Below are 26946 nucleotides of genomic sequence, written 5' to 3' on the forward strand. Positions count from 1 at the left end.
GTTCGGCCCCTCGCCCGCGTGAGGCGCGCTACCCGTCCCGCCCAGGTTCCTTCGGGTCGCTGGAGAACAGCGCGACCTTGTTTCCTTGCGGGTCCCGAAGGTAGCCGACGTAGAAATGCGGGCCGTAGGCGGCGCGGAAACCCGGCGGGCCCTCGTCAAAACCGCCCGCGGCCAGCGCGGCCGCATGAAGCTCGCGCACCTGCTGCTGGCTGCCCGCTTGGAAGGCCACCATGCTGCCGTTCCCGGCCGAGGCCGGACCCCCATCAAAGGGCGGTGTGACGTAGAAATCCGGCAGGGCCGAGGTCTGCCCCGGCGCAACAGGCAGCGCGTAGCTGAGCCCCTCATGCCCCTCCTCGAGACCATATCCAAGGGCGGGGAGGAATGCCGAATAGAACCGCTTTGCAAGGGCGATGTCATCCGCCCCCACGGTGACATAGGCGATCATGCCGTGGCCTCGCTGAGCTGCAATATCCACCGATATGCTAACCCGGCGGGGCGGGAAATTGAATTCCGAAACTTTGCCATAGGGGCCAGACGGGGGTCGGGTCGGCAGGCTGGTCGCGGGGGTCGTTTCCGAGGGGTTAACCCTGCGCGCGGCGGATCCGGGGGCGGGGCCGCGAATCGGTGGGTTAATGGCATATTTTGTGGATGAATCGCCGGTCGGCAAAGCGTCGGCAAAGTGTCGGCCTTGCGTATGGCACCTCGTATGGCAAATGGTGGGGTTAACAGAGCGCGCGGTGGGTTTGGGGTTAGTTGGAGGTCCGAGGGTGGTGCGCGAGATCACGCAGCCTACGGCTTACTGAGATCATCCGATAGCCGTGGCGCCCGTATTTGTCGCTCAACATCAATGATGGCGTCGGTCAGGCAATCTTCCGAAGGAACCAAAAGAGCACATTACGCGTCACTCACACCCGCGTCGGAACAGATCCGGATCGATTGGCGCATTGGCAAAAACCCGGGTAGGATCACACTTCTTCCGATTGTAGGGCACTTTGCCCGTGGACAACGCGAACACATCGCCCGGAACAGACGCCAACGTTGTGAAATCAGCGATGGATTTGGGGATGCAGGTTTTAGTTCCGCCAGATTGACTCGTCACCGGATTGAATGTCGATTTTCCGTAGGTGTAGCAGATCTCGGTCGCGCTTGACCGCCGGATCGCTGGCAGGCTCACCCGGTTGCCCGGATACCAAAGCCAACTCTTGGCGACCGTTTCCACATATTCAATCTGAAACCCATGCTGCGGAGTGAACGACACAGAGGTTTGCCCGACCAATGGATCCGCGATTGGGTTCGCGATCTGTGCCTGTTGCGGGGAACAGCCCAGCAGCAATAGCGCCGGCAGCCAGCTTAGGCGCACTTGAGGTAAACCGACACGCCACCTTTGTTGGTTGCGGCCCAATCGACGGTGGGAATAGGTTTTGACTGGATGTTGAGATCCGACACATCGGCGCCCAGAACCTGACCACCGCTTGCAACGATGATCTTGTTGATATCTTCGGGTTTGGTGGTGCGTGTCCGCTTCCTGTCATCTGCGACGGCGCGGCGCCCGGCACAAATAGAACGCGATGCAATAGTCTTGGCCAAGTTCAGAACGCTGTTTGAATTCGACCGGTTCAAGATCGAACTGTGCACATTTGCAATCTGGGAGCCGGTGACATCCGGGAAAAGCTCGGCGGGCAACCTGCCGCGCCCTAGATTGCCCGGCTTGGACTGCGCGAACATTTGGACAGTTAAGTAAACACCTTTGTTGGCTGACACCGATCTGTCGCGCACCACAGAGCCAAATATGAAAGTCTGGTCGCGCCCGCGCGGTTCTCCTGCAAAAGAGAACGGATGGTAGCCACCCGCCAGGTGTGCTTGGGGCTGCGTTGCAGGTTTTGCGGTTGATGCTGTGGGGCGGGTTTCCGGCGTGCAGGCTGCCAGCATGGAAACAAATAGAATTATCAAGACTCTCATTCCGCAATCCTACGAAGAGTTAGCTTCATTTCTACGAGGTGACATCAAGTAAATGATATGTTGATCTTGGGGAAAACCAAATTCATATCCTTGGTCAATCAGTTCAGCTTCCAACAAAATTCATTCCTTTGCGTTCATCACATTAACCAGTTCAGCGATTTATTCATTTCGTACAGGGCCAGCCAGGCCCTGACAATGCCAAATAGATTTCGGCAGCGTTTTGCCATGGTTAAATTCGCGGACGTTCCGCGCACCGGTCCCGGGATACAAGTTGGGCTCAGAGTTGCCATCCGAGCCCAAACGCAACCGGCCGTTCTGGCCCTCCGCCGCGGTGCCCCGCGAGTGTTACTCCGCCGGTATCGCCGCTGCCTTGCTGACCCGGCGGGCCGAGAAATTGAACTCGGGGATCTTGCCATAGGGGTCCAGCCGCGCGGCGGGGGCGGGATTTGTTGGGATTTCGATGGGTGGTGCGCGAGGTCACGCACCCCTTGGCTTTCTACGCGTCAGCTGAGTCCAGGAGACGCAATAGGTCGCCGGTCCACTATCGGCCTAAACGACCGTCTCGGGCGCCGCCCTTTGGCCCCCGCGTGCGGCTGCACTGCGCTCTAAAAGCAGCCCTTGAAACGGGCCGGCAAACGAAACGCGGTTTCGCGTTTTATCTGTGGCACGACCCAGATGCCGGGCCTCTTTCGCCGAAAGCGGCCAAAACCCTGCGACAAAAGCTCGAAAACCTCGTCGAGCTCTTTCTCGCCATCCATGACTGGTAGCGCCAAGACGCTTGCCAGTTCGTTGGCTGTTTCTGAAGAGCGGCGGCTGATCTCGGTGGTGCTGTCCATGACACCGGCATCAGGGTGCTCCGCATAGGGGATATGGGCAAGGTACAGCCCACGCGGCAACCCCATACGCTGCCCGTCGCGATGGGTCTCGTCCCGCGCGCCGTGATGCCCAATGAATATTCCGTTCCGCGCCACAACCGCCTTTGAGTAGCTCGCCGAAGACACGCATAGATCGCGTTGCTCCGAGATCTTCAGGTCCTTGGATAAGGGCCCGTCCACCGCATTCGGGTACACGTTGAACCCAAGGCTGAACCAGACATCGCAAGTGACCGTCGCGAGACAATCCGACAAACTGCCATAGAGGTCGGGGTCAAAGAACACCAACTCGTCCACATCGGTGCGCAGAACGGAGTCATAATAGACCTCTAAGAACCGCGTGAGGCCATTGAGCGCTATGGTGCGGTTGTGGTCAAAGCGTTGCAGGCCCGTTCTGGGGATATCAATCACATTTGCCCGCTTGGCAATCTCGCGATGTTTTGGGTCGCCGCCGTGTGAGACAACATAAAGCTGGTCGTAGCCGACCAGCTCTCCGTAATGCTGGTACCATCGCCTTAGGGTGTCATACCCTTTGTATACCATTGTAATTGCAGCGATGTTCATGTTTCCGCCAAGTGCATTCTAATATCTCGATCCGCCCAATATGTTCACCAAAGGCCTCGACAGGTCTCAATGACAATGGCACCCTTTTCGAGCCTCAGTACCGTCTGGCTGATGCCCCGTCAACGAAACCGGGCGAGGGGCGGGGGCGATCCTCTCAGCACGCGTAGGGTGGGCAATCCTGCCCACCGCCCCAAAACAACATAATGCTCCCACATAAGCCTCTCGCGGCCTGGAAGGACGCCATTGGCCTTGGCGAAGGCACACTTCTCTTCGCAGTCATTTGTGGCCCGGTTCGGTTGGGTCGCTGCATGCATGGGTCGGAATGGACGTGGGCCGGAGTTTTGGGCAATTGCTGCACATGCTGGTCAAAAAGTTCGGCCCCTCGCCCGCGGTCGAAGTGCAGATCGGGGCTGATGTCTGCCTGCCGCCCGAGGTTCAGGTGACCTATTACAGGATTGCGCAGGAGGCCCTAAACAACATTGTCAAACACGCCGGATCGCGCGGCGCCGCCATCCAGTTCGACGGTCTGGAAGGGCAAGCGATGCTGACAACCAGCGATCAGGGGGAGGGGGCTGGGTTCACATTTCAAGTGCGACGCCGAGTTGTTGAGCGAATGCCTCTAGTGGCGTCTGGAAGCCGATTAAAGAGCGTGTCTTTTGTGACGGTGAAGCTTCGTTTCTTCATCAAACGCCTCCATTGAGTTGACTGAGGTCAAATCTAATGAGGCAGCGTGACTTTACCTTGAGTCCCCGTCCGGGGTGAACAAACGAAGTCACAGGCAATAGATGCTTCCGAAAATTTTACCCATGAAACAGGTAATGAGCCAATTGCCGAGGCGCGCGAGTTGTTTTCGTAAGTTCAAATGGCGCGGGATAGAAGAATTAATAAATCGTTAAACGCGCCGCTCCATGCCGCGGCGGCCAACCAAACGCGGGTCACTTGAGTCGTCCAGCTAAATCGGTGAGAAGTGCAATGGCGGTTTCGGAACCTTGCAAGGCGGTGCCTGAATTCGCCAAAAGGCTCCGGGCGTTCTTCAGCGCGCGGACCAATTCGCTCAGGAAGTTCTCGGCTTCTTTTGTCGAAATTTTGGAGTGTTTGAAAACCGTTTCGGCACGCCTTAACTCGAGAAGAAGTGCTCTTATCCGTTCCCTATTGGTGTAAAGTTGATGCGCCAACCGGGGTTCCCCGGCATCCATCGCGTTGACCTCTTGGTCATAGCACAAGAACAAGATGCGCAGAGATTGCAGTCTGAGGCTTTGAAATTGGCCGCGCGTCAATGGGGAATGGCGGGTCACGTCAGCCCTCCGACGGACAGGCGACCGCGCGCACTAGGCCGTATCGAATTACGCTTCTGCAACTCGGCATCGACAGGAAAAAAAATGACCTTCTCGTGCTGCATCGACGGCTCCTTTATTGCTTCGTGAGCAGGAGACGTTAGAGGATGTGAAAGCAGCGTGATTCTTTGAGGCTGGCCAGAAAATTAGGTTTTCCGATGGCTCAAGTTCTCAGTCCAACTGAAGCGTGTCCAGCATGCCGTGCTTGCGCATGAGCGACACCGGGTAACTGGGGTCGTTCGCCATTCGGTCGAAGCTGAAATCCGGTTCAAGCTTCTTGAGGGTCTCGGCACAATCCATGGCGGCCTCCGTCATGCCCGCCGAGGCATAAATTGCCGCGCGATACCTCAAAGGGGCTCTGAATCGTGGAGAAAGGGCGCTGCAGGATTCAAGATTGCGCAGGCCCTCAACAGTCTTTCCATTGACCAACGCCGTCAAACCTCTTTGAACATCGGTCCAGAAGCGTAGTCTGGTTCCTCCGGCGAGTTCTTGAGCGACGGTTGCGGCGCGATAGGCGTTGGCGGTCTCGTTCAAATAAAGATGCCCGCCCGCCATGGTCCACCAGGCAAGCGGATTAGACGGATTGGCCTCGACACTCATCTGAGCAAGCTGCGCGCTACGTGCAAAGTTGCGATTGACGGCAAGGTTTGCATCCGCGACGGACGCCAAAACGTTGGAGTTCTCGGGCTCCAACTCCAGAGCGTGCGCACAGGCGGCTGCGCTCTTGTCCGAGATCGCGTCGAGCGGCTTGATGCGCTCGACCAACTGAATGGTGTAGAGTTGCACCAACCAGCTTTTGTAGACACCACGCCGCTCGATATCGAAAGCTTGGCTTAGCATGGCCTCTGCCTCGACCAGGTTGTCCGGTTGAAGCGTGAAGATCTTATTGACCGCCATTAGAGCCAAGAGATTGGCGTCGGTGTCTCCGGTTCGGTCTGGGCGCGATCGGGAAGCTGCCCATTTGAGCGCGACGGTTAGTCCATTCGCAAGCGTCCTCATTTTGGTGTCCGAGGTCGCCGGGGCGCCGCATTGTTGAGCACTTGCCATCTGCGACCAGAGAACCTGATTCTGATCTATGTCCTCAATGCTGGCGCGCAAGTAGAGTTGTCCGTCAATCGGCGAATATGCCTGGACCGAAACAACAAGGATTCCAGGCGGCGCGTTCATTGGAACTTGGCGAATGATCTCAACGTTCAGCTCTTCGCGGATCGAGGCCTCCACTTGGTCGATGAACATGTTCTCGATTAACTGCCGCTTGCCGGGTTTCCCCGTCTCGGATTGAAATAGAATGGAAAGCGTTCCGTTTGGCCTTTTGTTGAGAGCTGGCGCAACGACAGCCAAACGCGGAACCTTTGTTGCTGACCGCTGTCCCGCCAACCAAATGTTGAACTCTTGGTCCCTTATGTCCAACCCTTCAAGAAACTCGTCGTCTTGGCCTGCTATGGCGGGTTCGATGTCAACTCGGTTCTGGTCTAAACTGACCCGCGATCGGTCAGTTATCAGTATATCCGCGTAATCGCCGAGGGAGAGTCTGATGTCGCTGAGGGCCCGACGCATACTGTATCCGCCTTGCTTTTGGGGCCGGTCGCTCCAAAGCTTGTCCTGAAGCCAAATACGTCCGCGTTCAAACCCGTCACTCGACAACACCAGGGCTATCAATCCCTGTGCCTTGGCACTTTTTGGCGTTAGGTTCTCACCTTTGTCGCTAAGCACTCGGAAACAACCGCGCAGGCATACGGAAATCTTGCCTTTGCCAGTCATGCGTTTTTCCCCAATACTCTTCCACCCTTGCGCCCGTTTATATAACAGATCTTCGCTTGCAGTCTAAGAATTTCGCTTGTCGTCTAACAATAATGGCCTTTGCCACGCTCCGTGAATCTTGCGTGAATTTTAAGCGGGGCTCAGAAATTAAGTTTGCCAGAGAGAGTTCCGTATATTTAACTGCCTGAGGATAAACTTCGTGGGGAGGTCGATATGTCGTACATGGGTGCAGGAAGTGGTGCCGGATCCGGTGCAGGCAGCGGTGCGGGCAGTGGCGCCGGCAGTGGTGCAGGATCGGGCGCTGGTTCCGGGGCGGGAAGCGGCGCGGGCGTCCATTCCGGTGGGCCGGGATCGGGCGCGCTCAGCTACACGCTTACCATGGCGCATGACGGATTGGTCGGCTCTTGGTTCGGTGAAGGCACGGAGAATCCCGATTTCCCGCTCTTCAGCGCGGAAGATGGTGACATCGATTACCTCGACACTGTCAGCCGCGTCCGGCTGATGGATTCCGAGTTGGCGGCGCCGTTTTCGATGAAAAAGGAGGGTGGCAAGGCCGTCTTAAGTTTAGATGGTGCGCCGCTTCTTTCGATCTCTCGGCCCGATCAAGCGTTTTTTGAAGAGCAGCTGTCTTGGGTGCGGGCCTATAGCGATTTGCGGGTCGACCGGATTGACGAGATCAATCTTCAGATCAACGATCTTATGTCTTATTTCGGTGGGATCTTCCTTTTGAATGGAGCGCGGCGGAAGAAGACGCTCGAGCTGCTTTACACCGCCTACAGGCTTGCGCTGCGCGTGGAGGTGTTGGCCAAGCATATCTGCCGCGCGCCGAGGCCGATCGACTATTCGCTTAAGGTGCAGCCGACGATCCAGACACCGGATCATTCCAGCTACCCGTCTGGGCATGCGACTGAAGCCTTTACTATTGCAACCGTATTGCATCGCGTCATGACGGGCGAGAGCGCCCAGGTCGGGCTGAAGGCCCGTGCGATGCCGTTCAAAATGGCCGCGCGCATTGCCGTCAACAGAACGATTGCCGGCGTGCATTTCCCGGTGGATTCCGCGGCGGGCGCGCTCTTGGGCTGCACGATCGGCGAGGCGGTCGCAGCGGCAGCGCTCGGCAAACACGAAGAGTTCGCTAAGCAGGGCCTCACAATCTTGGAGTTCCCGGCAAGCGACAGCGTTACGGGTTCAGGCGTGCCAATCCACAATGCCACGTTCGACAGCAAAGCTGACTTCGATCTCGATTGGCTTGAGAAAAGCTGCATCGACAGGAAAACAAGTGAACCAAAAAATCGCCCGAAGGAAGACAGTGTCAGCCCAATCCTGACGCGGCTCTGGTGCGAAGCATTAGACGAGCGTCGAACCGAGCGTAAGCCAAGACACGTTGGCAAGAAATGATGACTAATTCAGTTGGCAAGTGGCCCGCCGACGAACGGTCACCCTATGCGGATTGGTGGCTTGCCATGGGGGATACGGGTCTTTCCAACCTGGGCAACGGGGACCTTGAGAAGCTGTTCAAGGCATACACTTTGTATTGGGGCTCGGCGGAAGACGAAAAGATTCTCGTGGCTGATCAAGCGGCGCACTTTGGGTTGGACGTAATTGCTCCCATCCCATGCACCGTTTCGAACCCGGACCCATCGACCATCAAGGGTGGAACGCCCGACGACATAGGGCAACATGTTCCCTTTGTTCCAAAGGATGCGGTGATCACGGCCGTGATCGATGAGGCCATAGCATTGGGTCACCCGCGGTTTCGAACGGAAAAGGGCGAAACACGCATCCTTGCCGCGTGGCAGCAAGGCGCGAGCTTCGACAAAAATCAGGCTAAGTACCTCCCGTTCGGGCAAGAGCTTTATACCCATGACATCAACCGCCTTTTGGAAGAGTTCAGCGATGGCAAAGACCTGAGCCGTTCGCTGGACGAAACGTTGTTCAACCGCGCTGCCGGACTAGATGAGCCATTAAAGTCGGACGGGTTGCACACGCTGTCGCGTCGCGTCGGCCACGGTACGGCAGTGCTTGACCTTGCGGCCGGGTTTGATGCGCCGAACATCGACAAAAAGGACTTAGAGCGGCGGCCGATTATTGCGGTGACCCTTCCTCGTCGCAGTACGATCGGGATGGGCGGTACGTTCCTTGAATTTTATTCGATACACGCTTTGGTGCGAATTGTCGCTTTGGCGGATGCGATCTGGAAGGCGCATCATGGGCCGACTGGCGGTTTCCCAATCGTCGTTAACCTTTCCTATGGTCAGCAGTCTGGCCCCAAGGACGGAAGCTCTCCATTCGAGAAAGCTATCGAATGGCTCAAAAGCGAGCTCCTCAAAAAGAGAGGTGTTCCGCTAGAAATCGTGATGCCAGCTGGCAACGACAATCAAATGCGCTGCCAGGCCCGTCGTAAGATGAATAACAGCGACAGTTTTTCCCATCAGGCTTTGCGCGTACAGCCAGAGGATTATACATCAAATTTTGTAGAGATCTGGACGAGTGCGCTTAAGGAGCTTCAGGAAGATCACCCACTTAGAATTCGAATCCAGCCTCCATTAGGAGAAGCGGTCGAGCCATGGCGGGGAAAACATGGCGAATACAAGAGTTTCGCGTCGGGCGCGCGAATTTACTGCCAGCGTATCAAGCGCGATGCGGAAAATGGAGAGGAATTCCGATTTCGATACGTCGTCTGCATTCCTCCTACCGCAGACGATGCCCGCCTGACAGGCAAGCAACTCAAGGCGGTGGCAGGTTTATGGTCCGTCGAGGTGGATCAACCAACGCAATTTGATCATGTTTATATGGGCGTTCAGGTTGATCAATCTGCCGAACCCGACGGAGAACGTAGCCGCAGGTCGTATTTTGATGGCTGGAAATACTCGAAATATCTTTCCGGTCGGCTGCAGGATGACACGTACAACACGGATGTCCCCCATGAGGAATATCTTGGGTCAGGTCGCGTCCGTGACACGTTTGCCTACCCATTGGTTGAACACTACGATTCCAATGGTAAGCTGGATGTGTCACAATCCAATCTTGACAACTGGAAGTTCAGCCATGTTCAGCGAAAAGGCACGATAAACTCAATCGCTGCGCTGAACGGCATCATCACAGTGGCGTCATACCGGGCATCAGATGGACGGCCATCCGATTTTTCCGCGACGGCATTTTGGGGGTCCTACGCGCCGCAAAAGGGGCAGGACGCTCTCGATGTTTCGCTGCCCGCCGACGAGACTCCGACGCTGCGCGGACTGCTCGCAGCTGGCACGGCTGCGGGATCGATTGCCCGGTTTCGGGGCACCAGCTTCTCCGCGGCATTGGCCACACGCCTCATAGTTGACCTAATGCTCAAGTTGGATGCAGCAGGCCTTGCGAAATTCAGTGCCGTCAAACGACTCCGAGAGATCGCGGAACATGCAGAAAAGGACAAGCCAGCTTCTTGGGGCATGGCGGCTGAAAACAAGGTTGGCAGAGGGCGGCTGTCGGCGCCTGAAACTGGATATCCGCGAGATCCGACGCGGAGGGTATCCCCGCCGCCGGTTTGATCGGCACCAACCTTCCCCCTGCTCAGGCGGAACTCATGCTATGGGCAGGCTTCCGTTACCTGATCCTGCTCCCGAGTTGTGACGAAACCGGAATTGCCAGGGCCCTTTAGGCCGTGCACGTTCTTCCGAAGCATGACTATTGCGCGCTTCCAACGGGATACTCACACCACCGGCCGTTGCTCATATGACAGCGGTTGACTTTCAGAAGCGCGGTTTAGGCCGTAGAACACTGTTTTCAAATTGAGAAAAGCGCAGAGAGTGTTTGTTTCTCCCTGGTGCAATTGGAGCGAGCCAAGCGCCGTCAAAGCTGCCATTGTTGCGCATTCCGGAGTATCCGGCCGGTCATTCCGACGACATCCAGCCACCTAGGTGCCTATTAACGTGCAATCTCTCCTCTATCTCCTCCACCTCGCTGAATAGCGAAGGTCAGCCTCGCTGGTCTGATGCTTCCTTGGTCGGTTCCTTTGGTCCGGCTTGAAGGCTGGCCTTCCCTGTTCAATCCCAACCGACCGAAAGCAACCGGCCCATGACCCCTACCAACACTCCCACATCAGCGTGCTGCCCCGTCTGCGGCACCCAGTTCCCATATCGCTCCAACAAGGTGTATTGCAGCGCCGGGTGCCGCGACTTGGCCAAGAAGCGGAAGGCACGGGCCAAGACCCCCGCCAATGCCGCGAACAGCACCGAGCGCCACCGTGTCCAACTGGAGAAGTTCGACCTTGCGTCTCGCCTCGCTGAAAGCCTCTACACGACACCTCCGGCCCGGCGCCTTGGCTTCATGCAGGAGCTCATTCGCGGTGCTCGTGAAGGTGAAGCCCCGAAGGTTCGTGAGGTGCTGACCTGCCCGGTCTTCTTGTTCCCCGACCGCGACCGCACAGCCTTATTCATCCGTGGCTGCCCCGACGCATACAAGACGATTGCCGAAGCCGCCAACGCCTATTGTCGGACATTTTGGGGCGCCTCCGTCATCGACGTGGTCAAAGGCTTGACCCCGGAACCTGAGACCGGTGAAGTGTTCGAAATGTCGCTCGCCGCATAGACGCGTAGGAGATTCCCACGTGACAGCTGGACAATCACCTACCGTGCTGAGTAGCTGATAATGAAGCCGAGCGGTTGCAGCGAGAAACACAAGAGCCCGCCGCGAAGACTGACCGGAAACAAAGCCAAGGAAGGGTTGATTGGTGGGAGCAACGGCCCGCCTTTCGGTTCATGCGAAAGTGATATTTGGGGGAAACTCGGTCGCTTCCACCAGATGCGTTAATGTCAGCTTCGAGCCGAGGGTGTGTGGAAACTCTTTTGGTACTTTGGCTTTCAGGGTTTTCTACTGGTTTCTTTTGGGTTTTCCGGTTTCTGGGTCATTTTGGGGCGCATTTCGCCGGAGGGAGGCAAAACCGAGCTCTCAGGGCGTTTTCTGCGGTGTAATTTGAGCCGGACGCCCGGGTTTAGGCCGGAAGGGCGGTCAGAAGCCCACGCACCCCGATCAGGGAAATCACCCGTTTGATGTTATAGGCGAGGACATGGAATGCCATCTCGGTTCGGACGTTCGTGAGCGTTCGCATCCGGAAATGCGTCGCTCCCATCCAGGCCTTGATCGTGCCGAACGGGTGCTCGACGGTCGAGCGGCGGAGGCCCATTAGGGCCGGGTCGCGGATCAGGCGGTCGCGCATCTCGTCGACCAGATGTTCGTGCTCCCATCCATTGCCCCGCAGTCGCTGCTTGCAGCGATGAGAGGGGGGTGATCCGGCGCTCCTTGCCCGTGGTGCAGCGCGCCTTGACAGGGCAGTTCAGACAGGCGGTGGTCCAGTATCGCTGCACCACCAGGCCGCCCTCTTCAGTCGTGTAGCGATATGTCAGCGTCTCGCCTGCCGGGCATTGGTAGATATCCGCATCCGCGTCATAGGCAAAGTCGGCCTTCACATACTTGCCCTTCTTGCGGTTGCCCGAGGTCTCAGGCCGGGGGAGGGTCGTGGTGGTGCCATCCTCGTGGCAGACCAGAATTTCCCGGCCGCTGAAATAGCCCTTGTCTGCCACCGCGCTCATTTCGTCGCGCACGAGAGCGGCCTTCGCCGCCTTGGCCATCGTCGACAGTTGTTCACGGTCGTGCCCGGCATTGATCACGTCATGCGTGACAATCAGATGGGTCTCGGTATCCACCGCCGACTGGGCGTTGTAGCCAACAAAACCGCTGCCTTTGGCGCTGGTGGCCATCGAGCGGCAATCCGGATCAGTCAGAGAGATCTGACTGTCCGGGCTCTGTCTGAGCGCCTCACCCATGTCCACCAGGCACTCGATCTCCTGCCGGATGCGCTCGCAGCGTTGCGCCAGGTTGGCGATCTTCTCGGCCCGGACCTCACCCTCTTCCTGACGGTCGATCCGGACCATTTCATCAAGATAACGCTGAATGCTCGCGACCAGATGGGCGGTACGGCTGGCGACCTTGCCCTTGGTGAAATTCTTATCTCGATTATTGACCGCCTTGAATTTGGAGCCATCAATGGCGACGCAATCCCCCTTCAGCACCCCGATCCGGCGACAGAGCTCGACGAATTGCGCACAGGTTCGCCGAATGGCGGGGCCGTTATCGCGGCGAAAATCGGCGATCGTCTTGTGGTCCGGAGCTAACCGCCCGGTCAGCCACATCACCTCGACATTGCGAACAGCCTCCCGCTCCAGCGCGCGGCTGGAGGGCACGCGGTTCAGATAGCCGTAGATGAACAGCTTCAGCAGCACTGATGGATGATACCCAGGCCGCCCTGTCCGCGCCGGCAAGGCTCTCAGGAAACCGATCTCCCCAAGATCAATCTCCTCCACAAAGAGATCAATCACGCGAACCGGATTGTCCTCGTCGATCCAATCCTCGAGCCGGTCTGGAAAAAGCGTAACCTGACCCCGCTCCGCACCCTCGATATATCCCGACATGCCTGCCTCCAGCCTTTGCCAAAATATACATCATCTGGAGTTTCCACACACCCTCGGCCCTTAGCAGCCGTCGACCGGGTCGCGCAGCATTGCAATTGCGGCATCTTGCGTCGGCCCATACCGGACTCTTGACATTGGTTCTCAATGCTGCAGCCGCAGCCCGTTTTCCCGACATTCGCCGCGTGTGCGAAATCCGGTGGTGCTCGAACTCACAGTCCGCGGACAAAGCTGCTATTTGCACAATTGAACCGAATGTCCGGTTATTGAATAGATTCGACTTTTTTTATTGTTTAGTATCAGTGTGGCATTTGGGAGTTTGCCACATTGATCTACCGTTTTCAGGAATTTGAGCTCGACTTAGATACTTGCGAACTACGACGTGACGGTAAGTTGGTTGGGATAGAGCCTCAGGTTTTTGCGCTTTTACATTTGCTTGTGGAGAACCATGATCGCCTTGTCACAAAGGACGAAATAATTGAAAAAATCTGGGATGGCCGTTTCATCTCTGAAGCGGCGATCTCAAGTAGGATCCGAGCGGTTCGCAAAGCACTCGGAGACGACTCAAAAAAACAACGGTATCTGAGAACACATTACAAGCGAGGTTTAAGGTTTCAGATAAAACCCACGCTGTTATCGAGGTCTCGGGTGCTGAGTGAAAAGGGTCAACAAACTGACGCAGAACCTGTCCTCACTACGTTGAAACCGTCCATCGCCGTTCTGCCATTTACGGCGCTCAACGAGTTGTGTGAGCTGAAATCCATTTCCGACGCATTCCCACATGATTTGATCGTCGCGTTATCCAGGTTGAGATGGCTTTCAGTTGTTGCGCGTGGCTCGTCTTTCAAGTTTCGGGGCGACGATCAAGACATCATAGAAATTGGGAAGGTTCTCGGTGTTTCGTATTGCCTTAGCGGTAGCGTTGAAATGATAGGCCCGCGCCTATCCATCAATGTTGAGCTGGCAAGTGCGACAAGCGGGAAACTGGTTTGGGCCGAAAGATTTGTCGCTGATGTACAAAACATCTTTGATCTGCGCGAACAGATCATCGCGCGTTGCCTTGTTGAGTTGGAGTTGAACATCTCAAAAAATGAGGCACGCTCAGCGCACTCAGCAGAACCAACAACACTAGATACTTGGACCAACTTCCACACCGGTCTCCAGCTTTACTACCACTTCAATGACGCGGACAATCAGAAGGCAATAAACCTATTTGAGCATGCATCGCGAATTGATAGCACGTTTTGTCGCGCCCATGCGGCACTATCCAGTGCGTATTTTCAAAAGGCATTCTACAAGTATGACGGCAAGCGCACCAAAAACATCCTGCCATGTCGTGAAGCAGCAATGCGCGCCTTCGAACTTGATCCGCTTGATCCATTTGCATGCTATGCGATGGGGCGCGTTTTTTGGCTGACCCAAGATGTTAAAGAAAGTGCGGAGTGGTTTGAACAAGCAACGTCCCTTAGCCCAAGTTATTCTCATGGTCACTACGCTTACTCTTGGGCTCAAATTGTCCTTGGGAGGAGTTCCGACGCGCTGGATCGCGCTGAAGAGGCTATGAAACTCAGCCCGCTTGATCCATTCCTTGCTAGCATGCAGTGGATCAAAGCTTGTGCGCTCATGGACATGGAGAAGTTAGAAGAAGCTGTTTTATGGTCAGAGAGAGCAGCGCGATCACCTCGTTCCACAATTGTCATGCCTCTTCTCGCCTTGGTTGCTAACCAAGCTGCCGAAAACCGACCGGGTGCTGAGTTTTGGGCTCGGCGATTGCGAGATCGTAGCCCTTCCATAAACAAGGACGATATCTTTCAAATGATGCCATTTCAAAACCCCAACTTGAGGCACCTTTTCCAACATAATCTTGAGCGACTTGGATTCTAGATCTCCATGCGCCCTGCATCCATCCAAAGAATCTAAGGATTTTCTGCAGGTTTTCTCCAAGCCTTGAAATTTAAGTTCCGCTAGTTCGCAGAGCAGGCCGAAGACGTGTTGTTTTCGGTTTTTTTGACCTCAAGCTATCGGAGACGACAAATGAAAATTGTTACAGATCTATCTGTTGATGCACTTCGCGATGATGCCAACGTGAATGTTCCCATCATCGGAAACCAAGTCGGCGGATTACTCCGCAGATTGCGCTGTTTGTACAGACACCGCAAAGATATGCAAAAGTTGCGGAACATGCCCGACTATCTTTTGCGAGACATGGGTATTGAGCGCTCAGCTGTCGAAGCGACTGGAACACTTACTTCGCTTGTACGCGGTGGCTCAAATCTTTGACCCCAGTGTGCTCAAGCTTCCTTCCAGCCACAAGAATCCACGCTGCCTCTTTCGACTTCAATAGATGCCATTGAAGGGGTGCCAGCATTAATCCACGAGGAAAAAATGAAAAACCTTATCCATTCACCTTGCGCAACAGGCGCAACTGAAACCGCCATCAAGCACTATGATGCAGCCCTGCGCGCCTTCAATATTTATCGGGGAGATCCAGTAGCACTCTGCGATCAGGCGATAGATTCCGCGCCAGAATTCGCGATGGCGTATATCCTCAAGGCTTACCTCTTTGGGCTGGCGACAGAGCCCGAGGCTGCCTCTGAAGCAAAGACAATTCTTGAAACAGCGAAGCGCTTTGCGAAAACCGAACAGGAGATTTCTCACTTGGCGGCACTGGAGGCCCTTCTCGGTAACAACTGGACCGAGGCCGCGGTGCGGCTTGATCGCCACAATAACGAGTTCCCATATGACATCTTAGGCCTTCAGGCCGGTCATCTGATGGACTTCTACCGAGCGAACGCACGCAATCTGCGTGACCGCTTGGCGCGGGTCTTGCCGAAATGGTCGGAAGATCAACCAGGCTATTCGGTCGTTTTGGGCATGTATGCCTTCGGTCTGGAGGAGGCCGGGGACTACGTCCAAGCTGAAGCTGTCGGCAAGGAAGCGATTGAACGCGACCCCCTCGATTGCTGGGCGCATCACGCTGTCGCGCATGTTCTTGAAATGCAGGGTCGCGCCGAGGAGGGGATAAAGTGGATGTCATCACGTGAGCCGCACTGGTCAGGGGACGACAACTTCTTCAAGGTTCACAATTGGTGGCACAACGCGCTCTACCATCTCGATGTCGGCAAATCCGAAAAGGTTATCCAGCTCTACGATGCGCGGGTTCGCGGCGAAGAGAGCCAGGTTGCTCTTGATCTGGTAGATGCCTCGGCTTTGCTGTGGAGGCTGCACATGGAAGGGCACGATGTCGGCGACCGATGGACCGAAGTCGCAAATTCTTGGGATGCGCATGCGGATGGGCGGCTATATCCATTTAATGACTGGCACGCAGCCATGGCATATCTTGGCGCAGGTCGCGAAAGCGAGGTTGACCGGATACTGGATCAGTACAGGACTGCAGGCGAGTCCGAGGGCGAAACAGCCCGCTGGGCGCAAGTCACTGGCATGCCGCTGATCCAGGGCTTCCGTTCCTTTTGGGCAGGACAGTACGACCAAGCAGTCGATATTCTTCACCCGGCAAGGTTCATTGCGAACTCTTTCGGCGGAAGTCATGCACAGCGTGACGTCATTGATTGGACACTAACAGAAGCAGCCGTGCGATCAGGAAAGATTGGGGCCGCAGAGGCCTTGGCCGCCGAAAGGTTAGCGGTGAATCCGCACAGCCCAATCAACAATAGCTTTCTTAAGCGTGCGAAGCCATCTCACAAGGGCCATGTCGCTGCCGAGTGAAGAACGCTGAAAAATGAAGGCCTACGCGGCCTTAATCGTCTTGCTCGGCCTTCTGAGTCGGGCAAGATGGAACAACAAATACAGGTGGCACGATTTGCTCAGAGCCGCCCAATGCCGGTGCAGCATGTACCGAATGGATCTGAGGGGTGCGTTCGTTGAGGAACGGCCCATTCCGGACTCTCAGCTCCGCTACCGGAGGCTGCGGTCGCAGCCCGCTTAGCGGCCCTTCGCTGCTCTTGCGAAGATCGAAGATGGTCGAACTCACAATGTGCGGGACGAAGCTGCCTTTGACCCGCTACGGATGAAGGTTCGCTTTAGATAGCCGTGTCCAGTTAAACCCCACCAGAAGCGTCAGCAGCACAGCTGCGGTTGTTAAAACGGATTTAAGAATGGTGGCTGTGCTAGTGGCATAAACCAGTGGAACGGAAACCTCTGGCCAGTTCCAAATCATGGCCGCGATACCAAGGTTTTCGACATAATCGAACAGAGCGCTACCAACCGAAAGGACAATGCCAAAGCGGACAAGTTTTCTGTTTGGCATGCGTTGCCCAAACCAGCAGGTCGTGGCGATCAAAGTCAACGCAAGCATCGCTGGATAAAGGGTATCCAAAGCTATTTGATGACTGAGATAATACGCGCGCCCTTCAACTCCTAACGCTTCAAGAAGCCTCGCCGCCTCTTTGGAGCTATAGCCGAAAGGACGCATGTCGAAGGGGACGTGCCCTGAGACCGCTTCGATATGGGCGAGCGTGACATTGATCATCAGCAAATAGATTGATGCACCTATCAGTCCTGAGCCAACCGCAATAATTCCAATTTGCTTTGACAGAATTCGGTTCGTCATTTTGTAAGCTCCTTGATCTGTGCCACACATGCCCTCAGACGAAACCACCCGCATTATCATTTGATAAGGCACGCGAAGATGGATTTACGGACGTTTCTGATGCAGTCACCTGACCTGTCAGATATGGCTTGCGCGGACGATTTTGCATCTGATTGGAAACAAAAGCGTTTGAACAAGGGGGTGCACCTTGCTCGGCAGGAACAACCCGAAACAGACGAATTCGTTCTTTTGGAAGGCTGCTTGGTGAGCAGTATTTGCGACCAAGACGGCAAGGAAGTTAGCGTCGGGTTTTACGTGGGTCCCTGCGTTATCACGCCAAATATCGCTCGAACGAGCAACGGTGTGTCGCTTGTGTCCATTGCGGCAACGACTGATGCCCTGCTTGCAAGGATCGACAGTGATCTGCTTTCGAAGCGGATGATTTCATCTGAACCCGTCCGAAATTGGGCCAATGGAATTCTGCGTGACGCGTTAAGCCGGAAGGTAGATCGAGAGTGGTGCCTCGCCGCTCTTAAAGGGGCTGAGCGGCTCACTTGGTTTCGCCAAGAATTCCCCGGCTATGAAGACATCTTTCCCCATATGATGATTGCATCTTTTTTAGGGATTACACCTGTCACAATGAGCCGCTTACGCACCGACAATAAACACTGACAGGTAGCGGCCATTCGTGCAAAGCGCAGCATCCGTCACTTTGGGCTCTTCAAGAACCTTCGCCGCGCGTTACAGGAACGGCTGGTCCAGGGGAAACGACTTTTCGCTGCACAACGCGCCAACTGGTAGAGTGCGGACAAACCTATCGCTCGAAGGTCTTAAGTGAAGGGCCGATTATGCGTCTTTCAGTAGCCCTCATGCAACATGTCGTGTTCTTCAGCGGCCTGAACGGTTATTCACGCGCCGCCATTGTCTTCGGCAAAATTGTCCCAAAGTCCCGATGTTCGAACCAGCTTGACCGAACGTTTGTGCAAGCTGGTTCGGTCGCGCCAACCCCGCGATCCTGCCAGATTGTTCCGCAGAGCTCGCTGCTGAGACGGACCGCTTAAGCAAAGGACGCAATCATGAGACAGACAAAACATTTACGTCACCTCTCAATACTTGCTGGTCTCATCTGTCTGTGCGCTGCGCTCTACCTGGTCGTCTGGGAGTTGGGACGAGAGCTCTATTTTAATCCCAGGCCGCCCGTAGCTGACTACGCCACTCCCCGCTCGCCGGCTGAAGCGATGGCCCAGGACCTAGACTATCTGCGGCACTTTCTGGACCTTGATAGGTCTTACACCGACCGCGCGCGCGACGAGGCGCTTCGGCTGATTGCGACGCTCAAAGCCACCGTGGATGATCTGTCGCTGGGCGCTTTTGAGCTGGGGATCGCGCGCGTGGCCGCGCTCGCGGACAATGGACATACGCAAGTCTACCTGGGGCCGCGATCGCGTCGTTTGCAGCGCCTACCCATTCGGACTGTCCTGTTTGAGGATGGGCTGCACATTCTCTGGGCCCATGCGGAACACGTGGAGTTCCTTGGTGCTCGGATAGACCGGATTGGCGGCTTGAGGCGCTTGTCCCCGACCCGGACGGCGCGCGTCTGTCGCCCTTCGATCTACTGCACCCCGATCTCACACCGTCGGCTCACGGCGATTGGATGGCCTTGACTCAAGACACCCAACGCCCCCTTTGGTTGCAGGACAGCGCAGCCCCGTTCCGGACTGAGCGGCTGGAAAACGGGGCGCTCTATTTGCAGCTCAGGCAGAACGACGACGCTGAAGGCCAGAGCATTGCGGCGTTTCTAGACAAGGTTCTGGAGGCGGCCCGTAGCGATCCACCTAGTTTTGTCATCATCGACCTGCGATTCAACAGCGGCGGAGATTACACCCAGACTTACCGGGGCATGACCGATCTGCCTGGAGCGCTGCCGGCCGGAACACCCATCTATGCGCTGACATCCTCGGCCACATTCTCTGCCGGGATCACGAGCCTTGTGTTTCTACAGATGGCGGCCGCGCCCGGGCAGGTGCAAGTTGTTGGCCAGGAGGTCGGGGACAGGATGCGGTTCTGGTCTGAGGGTGGGGATTTGCGGCTGCCCAATAGCGGCGCGGTGCTGCGTTTCTCCACGGGTTTTCACGCCTATGACGGGAATTGCGGCCTCCCCAATGCCTGTTACTGGCTCAACTACTTCTATCGCCCCAAGACCGACGGCTACGGTCCAGATCACCACGTGCCAATCCGGTTCGAAGATTACGCACAGGGAAGGGATTTGGCCTTGGAGACTATCCTCGCCTTACAACGGGCTGCCCAATAGCCGCTTCTATGAATTTCCAGCGCAGACGTTAGAAAGACCTCAAGTGAGGTCGTTTGATGATGGAAATTCGCGAAAATCTCTATTGGGAGCATCTCGGTTTGGCGGGTGCATTGGCTGTGTCGGTCTTTGTGCTCCTTGGCCTGTTGCTCCGACTGCGCGACACCCATCCGCCGCGTATGCATATCTGGGCGATGATCGCGTTTTTCACGGTCAATATCTGCGACGGCCTGAATTCGTTTGCCTATTCGGACAGGTTTGTCGGCCCCGCCGGACTCTATCGGTGGAATGATGTGATCATTCCGGGGTTCATGGTCGCGCTTTACTTCTATGTGCGCGCCCTCACGAGCGCGGCCCCCAAGCTGTTCCGGGCCGATCTGGTTCATCTCTTGCCCTTTCTCGCCGGGCTTGTTTGCCTGGCCCCGGCCCTGATCTTGCCGGGAGATTTGCGGCTCGGCCTCGTCGAGGGCGACGTTTCAGAAGGGCACAGAGCCCTCATCAACACAGGCGAGACAGCGTTCTGGATCGTTTGGGTAATTACCTTGACGGTCTACGGTGCGATCTGCATTCGGCGGCTGATCCTGCACAAACGGAACATCAGAGACGTATTCTCCGATCTTGAAGGCAAAACGCTGCGTTGGCTCGATGCCCTGGTGGCGACAATCCTGATCATCGCGGCTGTAGTCATCACCGATGAGATTGGACAAATGGTGGGTCAGAGGCCCCTGCGCGATGGCATCTGGTCATTGCTCTTTGATGTCATCATGCCTGTTTCGTTTGGCATCTTCGCCTTGCGGGCGAACCCGCCACTCCCTGAGTGGACCGGAGCCGTGCTTGATGATGCATCTCAGCCGGATGAACCAGCCCCGCAGGACAAACCCTCATCACGCTATGCGCGGTCCGGTCTTACGGACGCAGATATGGACCGCCTTGCGGCTCGGTTGGAGAAACGCATGGCAGCCGGACAGCTTTGGCGAGATCACGGGCTGAACCTGCGCGGTCTGGCGGCCGAGATCGCGATTCCGCCAATCCATTTGTCCGAGCTGCTCAACACCAAGGTCGGCATGTCATTCTACGACTACGTGAACCAGTGCCGTGTCCGCGATGCCTGCGATTTGCTGATCCACAGCAATGACACCATCATTGAGATAAGCGAGGCCGTCGGCTTCAACGCGAAATCGACCTTCAACACCAGTTTCAAGAAGGTCACCGATCAAACCCCTTCCCAATGGCGGGCAACCCACAAGCCATGACGGCACCTGGGACGTTCAGCTGCGCTGGCTGAACGCCTTGATCACCAGATTCCGTTTCGATTTAAACCACTGAAACACATATAATAAAATCTTAGCCGGTTCGGTCCAGCTTGTCCGAACGTGCGGGCCAGCCTGTCCGGTCGCGGGACATGCCGAGCCCGCCATATCCCTTCTCGCATCGCCCATGAGCTGCTCGGAATGTCCGGCAGAAGCGGCGGCCAAAATGCTGAAAAGGACCTAACTTATGAAACATCTAATAGTACTTCCCGCCGTTCTTGCCGTCGCGGCCTGCGCCGACAGTGGGGCAAGTTACCAACCCATCCTGGATGGTCAGCCCACCGCGGCCTTCCAATCAGATCTTGCCGCCTGCCAATCGCTGGCGCGCAACCAGCGCCAGTTTGATAAGGCAACCGTCGGCGCTGCTGCATTGGGAGCCGGGACCGGCGCTATTCTGGGCGAGGTTGATGATGAGGGCGACGCTCTTGGCGGTGCCATTTTCGGCGCACTCGCCGGAGGCGCGGCTGGAGCCGTCAATGCCAGCGAACGGCGGGAAGCCATTGTCGTCGAATGCCTGCGCGGCCGCGGCCACCGGGTTGTTGGCTAGGAGCAGGCATCATGGCTGACATCGTTCGTCTTCGCGCGCGTCGGTTCCACGCGCTTTATCAACTTCTCACGGGGGCGGCTCATACTGAGCTGCCCACACCCTACCAAGGATCGGACCACCTGAGAAAAGACATCGGACTGCCCAAGCAGACCTTCCGCGGTCTGACAGCCACTCAGTTTGAGATTTTCCGAACCGATCTGTTTCATCGCGCGCCACAACGACAGAGACCAGAACAATGAAACGCGTCTTCATCGCAGGAGCGACTGGGTATCTCGGCCGGTTTCTTTGCAAGGAGTACCAGACCCGCGGTTGGCAGGTTACGGCGTTGGTCCGAAAATCAAGCGGTCACGCCGACTTGCCTGCCGACCGGATCGTCGAAGCGGAGGCCACATGGTCTGAGTCCTTGGCGGGTATCATGGAAGACTTTGATTTGGTGGTCTCCGCATTGGGCATCACACGACAAACCGATGGCGTCGGGTATTGGGATGTGGACTACCAGGCCAATGTGAACCTGTTGGAAGAGGCATTGCGCAGCAATGTCGCGCGTTTTGCCTTTGTCCACGTCCTCAATGCGGATTGCATGGAAAATGTGCCCCTTGTGGCTGCTAAGGCGGCCTTTGTGCGGAAGCTCCGGACGGCTGAGATCCAATCGACGATCATAGCGCCCACCGGATACTTCTCTGACATGGGCGATTTCCTGAAGATGGCGCAGAGAGGGCGCGTCTGGTTGTTCGGAAGCGGGCAATACAGGATCAATCCGATCCATGGCGCTGATCTTGCAGCAGCCGTTTTCGACGCCGTCGATGAGCGTGCCGCCTGGGCGGAAATCGGCGGGCCCGAGACCTTCACACAGAATGATCTCGCCCAGCTTTGCTTTGACGTCCTGGGCAAGTCGCCTCGGGTGACGCATCTGCCTGATGTTCTGAGGCGGGCGGCGCTTTGGGCCCTGCCACGCCTTGCGCCTCGCAGGATCGCGGGCCCGGCGCAGTTTTTCCTGACCGCAGGCGCCATGAACATGACCGCGCCACCCTCGGGAAAGCATAAACTGGCGGATCATTTCAAAACACTGATAGACCAGAAGCATTGATCCGCAGAACAAAAACGCATTGGAGACCAACCATGAGACTTCAGACAGTCGGAGGCCTTGCTGGCCTCACCTGCGCAGCAACATATCTGTTCGGCTTTGCCGTTCTTGTCACGCTGCTGGCACCTTTGGGCTTTGGCACGAATGATATCGACGTACGGGGCGTTGTTGGCTTTATTGATACCAATGCCGCGCTGCTGATCCTGTGGAACAGCGTCATCTACATCCTGAATGCGCTGGCATTGATTGTTCTGGTAGTCGCCATTCATTCGCGGCTGAGCGACAACACACCCGACTGGGCGGCTGTGACCCGTGCACTTGGGCTGGTCTGGGCGACCCTTGTGCTTGGCGCAGGTATGATCGCCAATGTCGCAGTGGAAAGTGCGGCCAATCTGGCGCCGACTGATTTCGACCAAGCTGTGACCCTTTGGGAAACCCTGCACGCGGTCGAACTTGGCCTGGGCGGCGGCAACGAAATCGCCGGAGGCGTCTGGATCGGGTGCGTCAGCATCGCCGGATTGGTCGGCCGCAGCCTTGGCAAAGTGACGGTTGGCCTTGGCCTGTTGACCGGCGCCGGTGGTTTGCTGACCCTGATCCCAGTTCTCGGCGACGCGGCAGGGGCTGTCTTTGGGCTCGGCGCAATTGCTTGGTTCATTGCCATTGGCCTGGCACTCATTTTTCGTCGGGACGACGCCTGAGGTGTTTCAAACACAAAAGGGGTTAGATCAATGGCGCTCGACCAAATCCTGCAAGCTCTGATCGACAAGGAATGCAGCAAGGCCCACAGCCATGCCGTGATCCTGCGCGTCCAATCCGGTGATGGTCGGGTGGATTTCAAAGGCAGTGCCGGGGAGGCCAGGCCCGACACCCGCTTTCCGATTGCAAGCGTCGCCAAGATGTTCACCGCAACGCTTATCATGCAACTGGTGGAAAAAGGTCAGATCGAGCTGGACCAGACCGTCCAGAGCATTCTGACGGATGTGGACCTATCGGGCCTGCATGTGGTGAAGGGCGTGGACTACGGGGCGGTCTTGACCGTCCGCCAATTGCTACATCAAACCTCTGGCCTTGCCGACTATTACGAAAGCGATCTGGCGAACGATCTCAAGCTTGGCAAAGATCGCAGCTACGACCTGGGCGAGGTTTTGCGGATGACGCAGGCGCTGGCGCCGCAGACCGCGCCGGGCAGCGGGCGTTCCTACTATTCCGACACGAATTTCCAACTGCTCGGTGCGGTGATCGAGGCAGCAACGGGCCAGAGCCTTGACCAAGCCCTGCAAACCCGCATCTGCGCGCCGTTGGGACTGACGCAAACCGCGGTGTTGACTGGAACGGACGTCGGCCTTCCCGTTTATCACAAGGATCAGTTGCTCAAGATTCCTCGGATCCTGACCAGTATGGGGCCAGACGGGGGCATCATCTCAACCTTGGACGAGATGATGATCTTTCTACGTGCCTTCATGCAGAACCAACTTTTCAAACCAGAGAACGCCGCGCAGATGCGCCAATGGAACCGGCTCTTTTTCCCGCTGCACTATGGCTACGGCCTGATGCGGATCAAGCTGCCCCGCTGGATGACGCTGCTGCGCGCAACACCCGAGCTGATCGGGCATTCCGGGGCCAGCGGATCCTTCGCCTATTACGCGCCCGAGCCGGATATCTACGTGATCGGTACCTTCAACCAAACGGACGCCCCGCGCAGACCCATCGGTTTCATGTTCAAAGTGCTGAGCTTCGTCGCAAAACATGGGGGCCCAAGATGAAAACGGCTTTGAAATGGGTCGCGGGTCTTCTTGCCAGCTCGATCGTCTTGTTTGCTGCGATGTTTGTCGGGACCCTTAGCGCGTACCCCGTGGAGCGTCTTGTGACAGATGATCCGTCTTTGCGGTCCGAACGCGCGACCGGTCCAATGCGCAGCTTTCTGCACCGATAGCACCATGACCATGCGATCAGTCACTGGCGGTCTCCGCCGAATGATGAAGCCTTACCAGGGATCACGGCACACAGCCGTCGCGGTCAGCCTGCGCAACGGGACCAGTCAGGTCGTCGGATCGGGTCCAAACCAACCAGACACCCAGTGGGAGGACCTCATCTTCGAGATCGGCTCGATCACCAAGGTGTTCACCGGCATCTTACTCTGCGTGCTGGTCGACGAAGGAAAAATCGACCCACGCGCGCCATTGTCTGAGGTATCGGATAACCTGTCGGATGTGCCAGACTGGATCACGCCAGAGCGTCTCGTATCTCATACAAGCGGCCTGCCCAACATCTATGTCCCAATCTGGAGAGCTCTGTTCCAACAGCGGCCCGAAGGTCCCTATGCCAGGTTTTCTCGGGAGGATTTGCTCACCTGGCTGCAAGATTGGCGTGGGAATGAGCGTGCTGCCGGCCGGTGTCACAGCTATTCGAACCTCGGTTTTGGGTTGTTGGGCGAGGCCATGGCGCTACGGGAAGCCACGCCATTTGCCGACTTGCTCGCCCGAAAGGTCATCCGCCCCCTTGGGATGCAAGACACGAGCGGCCACTTACAAGCCGATCAGCAGGTGCGCTTCATGCAACCGCGAAATACATCTGGCGCGCCCGTTATGCCGTGGGCCTTCGACGCCCTGGCCGGGGCAGGCTACCTGCGCTCCACCGTCGGCGATCTTGCATGCCTCTCAAGCCGCGTCATCCAAGCAATCAATGCACCCGAAACGGCGCTGGACCGCGCCATCAAGCGATCAGCCGTGCCGATCTTTGGTTTGGGCCGCGGTGGCGGCACACAAACCTTGGCGCAGTGCTCCGGCTGGATGCGCGTGAAGCGGAACGAAACGAGCCCTGGTATTCTGTTTGCAAATGGCGGAACGGCGGGATCGACCTGCGCGCTGTATATCTGTCCTGAAAATGAGGGCGCGATTGCCATCACGTCGAACAATGGCATCGCAACAAACCTCTGGTCCAGCGCCAAGCTGAGTTGGTCGAACCCGCTAAGGCAAGCGCAGCGCATTTTGTCGGAATCCTAATCGCAGAAGAAGACATTCATGCAGACTGCAGCATTCGGTAGTAATGGGATGTACCGGCTGCTTCCCCCAGCAGGTTAGGCTTGGCCTATTTCTGCAACATGGAGAAGTAGCATGGCAAAGAACGATTTTGATGAACTGATGTCAGTCGGCATCGACATCGGCAAAGATGTCTTTCACTTGGTTGGCTTTGATATTGATGGCCAGCTTGTGCTGCGCAAGAAGATCAAACGGCTGGCACTGGTGGCGACTTTTGAGCAGCTGCCGCGCTGTATTGTGGGCATGGAAGCCTGTCTGAGCGCCCACTTTGTGAGCCGGACATTGCGTGAATTGGGGTTTGAGCCTCGGATCATTCCTGCGATTTACGTGAAACCTTTCAACAAGGGTCAAAAGAACGACGACAACGATGCCGAAGCCATAGCAGAGGCTGCGTTGCGTCCCAATCTCAAGACTGTTTCCGAGAAAACACAGGAGCAGTTGGACTTGCAGGCGTTACACCGTGTCCGGTCACGGCTTGTGTCGCGACGCACGGCAGCCATGAACCAAATCCGCGCTTTTCTGATCGAACAAGGCATCACCGTCCGGCGCAGTGTCGCGGCCCTGCGCAACTCTCTTTAGGCTATTCTGGACAACCGTAGTGGCGAGATGTCCCTGCGCATGCGGAAACTGATCTTGGGTCTCCAGCAGGATTGGATTTGGCTGGATAAACGGATCGAAATGACCACCTCAGAGATCAAAGCGGTCGGTGAAACGGAGCCGGGTTGCCAGCGTCTCATGACCATCCCAGGCATCGGCCCTCTGATATCCACGGCGATGGTTGCGGCCGTCGGCAAGGGCGAGGCTTACGACCGCGGGCGCGATTTTGCCGCTTGGCTCGGGTTGGTCCCAAAACAATACAGCACTGGCGGGCGCACGATATTGGGCAGTATCACCAAACGCGGCAGCAGGTATCTGCGCATGCTATTTGTGCAGGCGGCCCAGGTCATCATGATGCGGCCAAAGAACTGGCACAAATTCAGCTTTGGCGCCTGGCTGGAGGCAGCCTCAATCCGGATGCCGCATAACAAGCTCAGCGTCGCATTGGCGAACAAACTGGCCCGGATCGCATGGAGCGTTCTGAGCTCTGGCAAGGACTTTGATTGGAAAGAAAGAGAGATAGCGACCGGGATCTAACCAGATCACGGTCACCACGATGTTCGTAAACCTC

At 56.6% G+C, this 26946-nt stretch carries 24 protein-coding genes and 2 pseudogenes; 18 read left to right on the plus strand and 8 right to left on the minus strand.

The genetic code is table 11. The annotated features are described in order from the left end of the window. Positions 1–28 precede the first annotated feature (28 nt). The 4 genes from AIOL_RS22785 to AIOL_RS22795 form a co-directional block, all read right to left on the minus strand. On the minus strand, positions 29–445 hold the full coding sequence (locus AIOL_RS22785; protein ID WP_049645082.1) for a VOC family protein: 417 nt from the start codon (positions 443–445) through the stop codon (positions 29–31). Between the two features lie 456 nt (positions 446–901). Further along, on the minus strand, positions 902–1360 hold the full coding sequence (locus AIOL_RS25310; RefSeq protein WP_152912647.1) for a hypothetical protein: 459 nt from the start codon (positions 1358–1360) through the stop codon (positions 902–904). Then, a complete protein-coding gene (locus AIOL_RS25315) occupies positions 1351–1959 on the minus strand; it encodes a hypothetical protein (protein ID WP_152912648.1) in 609 nt (202 codons plus the stop codon). Before AIOL_RS25315 ends, AIOL_RS25310 begins: the two co-directional genes overlap by 10 nt. A gap of 605 nt (positions 1960–2564) precedes the next feature. After that, positions 2565–3395: a glycosyltransferase family 2 protein gene (locus AIOL_RS22795; protein WP_160314551.1), complete on the minus strand. Its 831-nt coding sequence runs from the start codon at positions 3393–3395 to the stop codon at positions 2565–2567. Positions 3396–3753: 358 nt separating this feature from the next. Between AIOL_RS22795 and AIOL_RS22800 the strand changes: the two genes are divergently transcribed. Further along, positions 3754–4095, plus strand: coding sequence for a hypothetical protein (locus AIOL_RS22800; RefSeq protein ID WP_152912649.1), 342 nt, complete (start codon positions 3754–3756; stop codon positions 4093–4095). Positions 4096–4330: 235 nt separating this feature from the next. Here the strand turns inward: AIOL_RS22800 and AIOL_RS22805 are convergent, their stop codons facing one another. Then, the gene (locus tag AIOL_RS22805; RefSeq protein WP_152912650.1) at positions 4331–4690 is read right to left on the minus strand and encodes a hypothetical protein; all 360 of its coding nucleotides are present in this window, start codon (positions 4688–4690) and stop codon (positions 4331–4333) included. 210 nt (positions 4691–4900) lie between these two features. Continuing rightward, positions 4901–6490, minus strand: a complete 1590-nt coding sequence (locus AIOL_RS22810; RefSeq protein ID WP_152912651.1) for a hypothetical protein — start codon at positions 6488–6490, stop codon at positions 4901–4903. 213 nt (positions 6491–6703) lie between these two features. On the opposite strand from AIOL_RS22810, the gene AIOL_RS22815 reads away from it, so the two are divergent. The 3 genes from AIOL_RS22815 to AIOL_RS22825 all read left to right on the plus strand — a co-directional run bounded on the left by AIOL_RS22815 (position 6704) and on the right by AIOL_RS22825 (position 11065). Then, positions 6704–7888 carry a phosphatase PAP2 family protein gene (locus AIOL_RS22815; protein WP_082152744.1) on the plus strand — a complete coding sequence of 395 codons (1185 nt, stop codon included), beginning with the start codon at positions 6704–6706 and terminating at the stop codon, positions 7886–7888. After that, positions 7888–10026: a hypothetical protein gene (locus AIOL_RS22820; RefSeq protein ID WP_152912652.1), complete on the plus strand. Its 2139-nt coding sequence runs from the start codon at positions 7888–7890 to the stop codon at positions 10024–10026. Before AIOL_RS22815 ends, AIOL_RS22820 begins: the two co-directional genes overlap by 1 nt. Before the next feature lie 628 nt (positions 10027–10654). Further along, complete coding sequence (locus AIOL_RS22825) at positions 10655–11065, plus strand: hypothetical protein (RefSeq protein ID WP_152912653.1); 411 nt, start codon at positions 10655–10657, stop codon at positions 11063–11065. A gap of 403 nt (positions 11066–11468) precedes the next feature. Here the strand turns inward: AIOL_RS22825 and AIOL_RS22830 are convergent. Beyond that, positions 11469–12945: pseudogene (locus tag AIOL_RS22830) on the minus strand (IS1182 family transposase). A 324-nt stretch (positions 12946–13269) separates the two neighbouring features. Between AIOL_RS22830 and AIOL_RS22835 the strand changes: the two are divergent. The 3 genes from AIOL_RS22835 (at position 13270) to AIOL_RS22840 (ending at position 16668) form a co-directional block, all read left to right on the plus strand. Continuing rightward, positions 13270–14826: a winged helix-turn-helix domain-containing tetratricopeptide repeat protein gene (locus AIOL_RS22835; RefSeq protein WP_049645091.1), complete on the plus strand. Its 1557-nt coding sequence runs from the start codon at positions 13270–13272 to the stop codon at positions 14824–14826. A 150-nt stretch (positions 14827–14976) separates the two neighbouring features. Next, the gene (locus tag AIOL_RS25320; protein ID WP_152912654.1) at positions 14977–15222 is read left to right on the plus strand and encodes a hypothetical protein; all 246 of its coding nucleotides are present in this window, start codon (positions 14977–14979) and stop codon (positions 15220–15222) included. Between the two features lie 105 nt (positions 15223–15327). Then, entirely contained in the window at positions 15328–16668 is a 1341-nt protein-coding gene (locus AIOL_RS22840; protein ID WP_049645092.1) for a tetratricopeptide repeat protein, read from the plus strand. A gap of 295 nt (positions 16669–16963) precedes the next feature. On the opposite strand, the gene AIOL_RS22850 is transcribed toward AIOL_RS22840, so the two are convergent. Further along, positions 16964–17512: a hypothetical protein gene (locus tag AIOL_RS22850; protein ID WP_152912655.1), complete on the minus strand. Its 549-nt coding sequence runs from the start codon at positions 17510–17512 to the stop codon at positions 16964–16966. Between the two features lie 78 nt (positions 17513–17590). Between AIOL_RS22850 and AIOL_RS22855 the strand changes: the two genes are divergently transcribed. The 11 genes and pseudogenes from AIOL_RS22855 (at position 17591) to AIOL_RS22905 (ending at position 26912) form a co-directional block, all read left to right on the plus strand. Further along, positions 17591–18163 carry a Crp/Fnr family transcriptional regulator gene (locus AIOL_RS22855; protein ID WP_049645095.1) on the plus strand — a complete coding sequence of 191 codons (573 nt, stop codon included), beginning with the start codon at positions 17591–17593 and terminating at the stop codon, positions 18161–18163. Between the two features lie 404 nt (positions 18164–18567). After that, entirely contained in the window at positions 18568–19155 is a 588-nt protein-coding gene (locus AIOL_RS22860) for a hypothetical protein (protein ID WP_049645096.1), read from the plus strand. Continuing rightward, on the plus strand, positions 19146–19802 hold the full coding sequence (locus AIOL_RS22865; RefSeq protein WP_049645097.1) for a hypothetical protein: 657 nt from the start codon (positions 19146–19148) through the stop codon (positions 19800–19802). Before AIOL_RS22860 ends, AIOL_RS22865 begins: the two co-directional genes overlap by 10 nt. A 56-nt stretch (positions 19803–19858) precedes the next feature. Beyond that, the gene (locus AIOL_RS22870) at positions 19859–21052 is read left to right on the plus strand and encodes a helix-turn-helix domain-containing protein (RefSeq protein ID WP_082152746.1); all 1194 of its coding nucleotides are present in this window, start codon (positions 19859–19861) and stop codon (positions 21050–21052) included. Positions 21053–21296: 244 nt separating this feature from the next. Then, entirely contained in the window at positions 21297–21656 is a 360-nt protein-coding gene (locus AIOL_RS24660; RefSeq protein WP_082152747.1) for a glycine zipper family protein, read from the plus strand. 11 nt (positions 21657–21667) lie between these two features. Next, on the plus strand, positions 21668–21895 hold the full coding sequence (locus AIOL_RS25325; RefSeq protein ID WP_152912656.1) for a hypothetical protein: 228 nt from the start codon (positions 21668–21670) through the stop codon (positions 21893–21895). Further along, complete coding sequence (locus AIOL_RS22885; protein WP_049645101.1) at positions 21892–22743, plus strand: SDR family oxidoreductase; 852 nt, start codon at positions 21892–21894, stop codon at positions 22741–22743. Before AIOL_RS25325 ends, AIOL_RS22885 begins: the two co-directional genes overlap by 4 nt. A 32-nt stretch (positions 22744–22775) precedes the next feature. Further along, the gene (locus AIOL_RS22890; protein WP_049645102.1) at positions 22776–23438 is read left to right on the plus strand and encodes a hypothetical protein; all 663 of its coding nucleotides are present in this window, start codon (positions 22776–22778) and stop codon (positions 23436–23438) included. Positions 23439–23468: 30 nt separating this feature from the next. After that, entirely contained in the window at positions 23469–24503 is a 1035-nt protein-coding gene (locus AIOL_RS22895) for a serine hydrolase domain-containing protein (RefSeq protein WP_049645103.1), read from the plus strand. 210 nt (positions 24504–24713) lie between these two features. Beyond that, complete coding sequence (locus AIOL_RS22900; RefSeq protein ID WP_049645104.1) at positions 24714–25742, plus strand: serine hydrolase domain-containing protein; 1029 nt, start codon at positions 24714–24716, stop codon at positions 25740–25742. A gap of 111 nt (positions 25743–25853) precedes the next feature. Then, positions 25854–26912 (plus strand): annotated as a pseudogene (locus tag AIOL_RS22905) (IS110 family transposase). The last annotated feature ends 34 nt before the right edge of the window (positions 26913–26946 follow it).

This window comes from Candidatus Rhodobacter oscarellae, assembly GCF_001078595.1.
GTDB lineage: Bacteria > Pseudomonadota > Alphaproteobacteria > Rhodobacterales > Rhodobacteraceae > Rhodobacter_B > Rhodobacter_B oscarellae.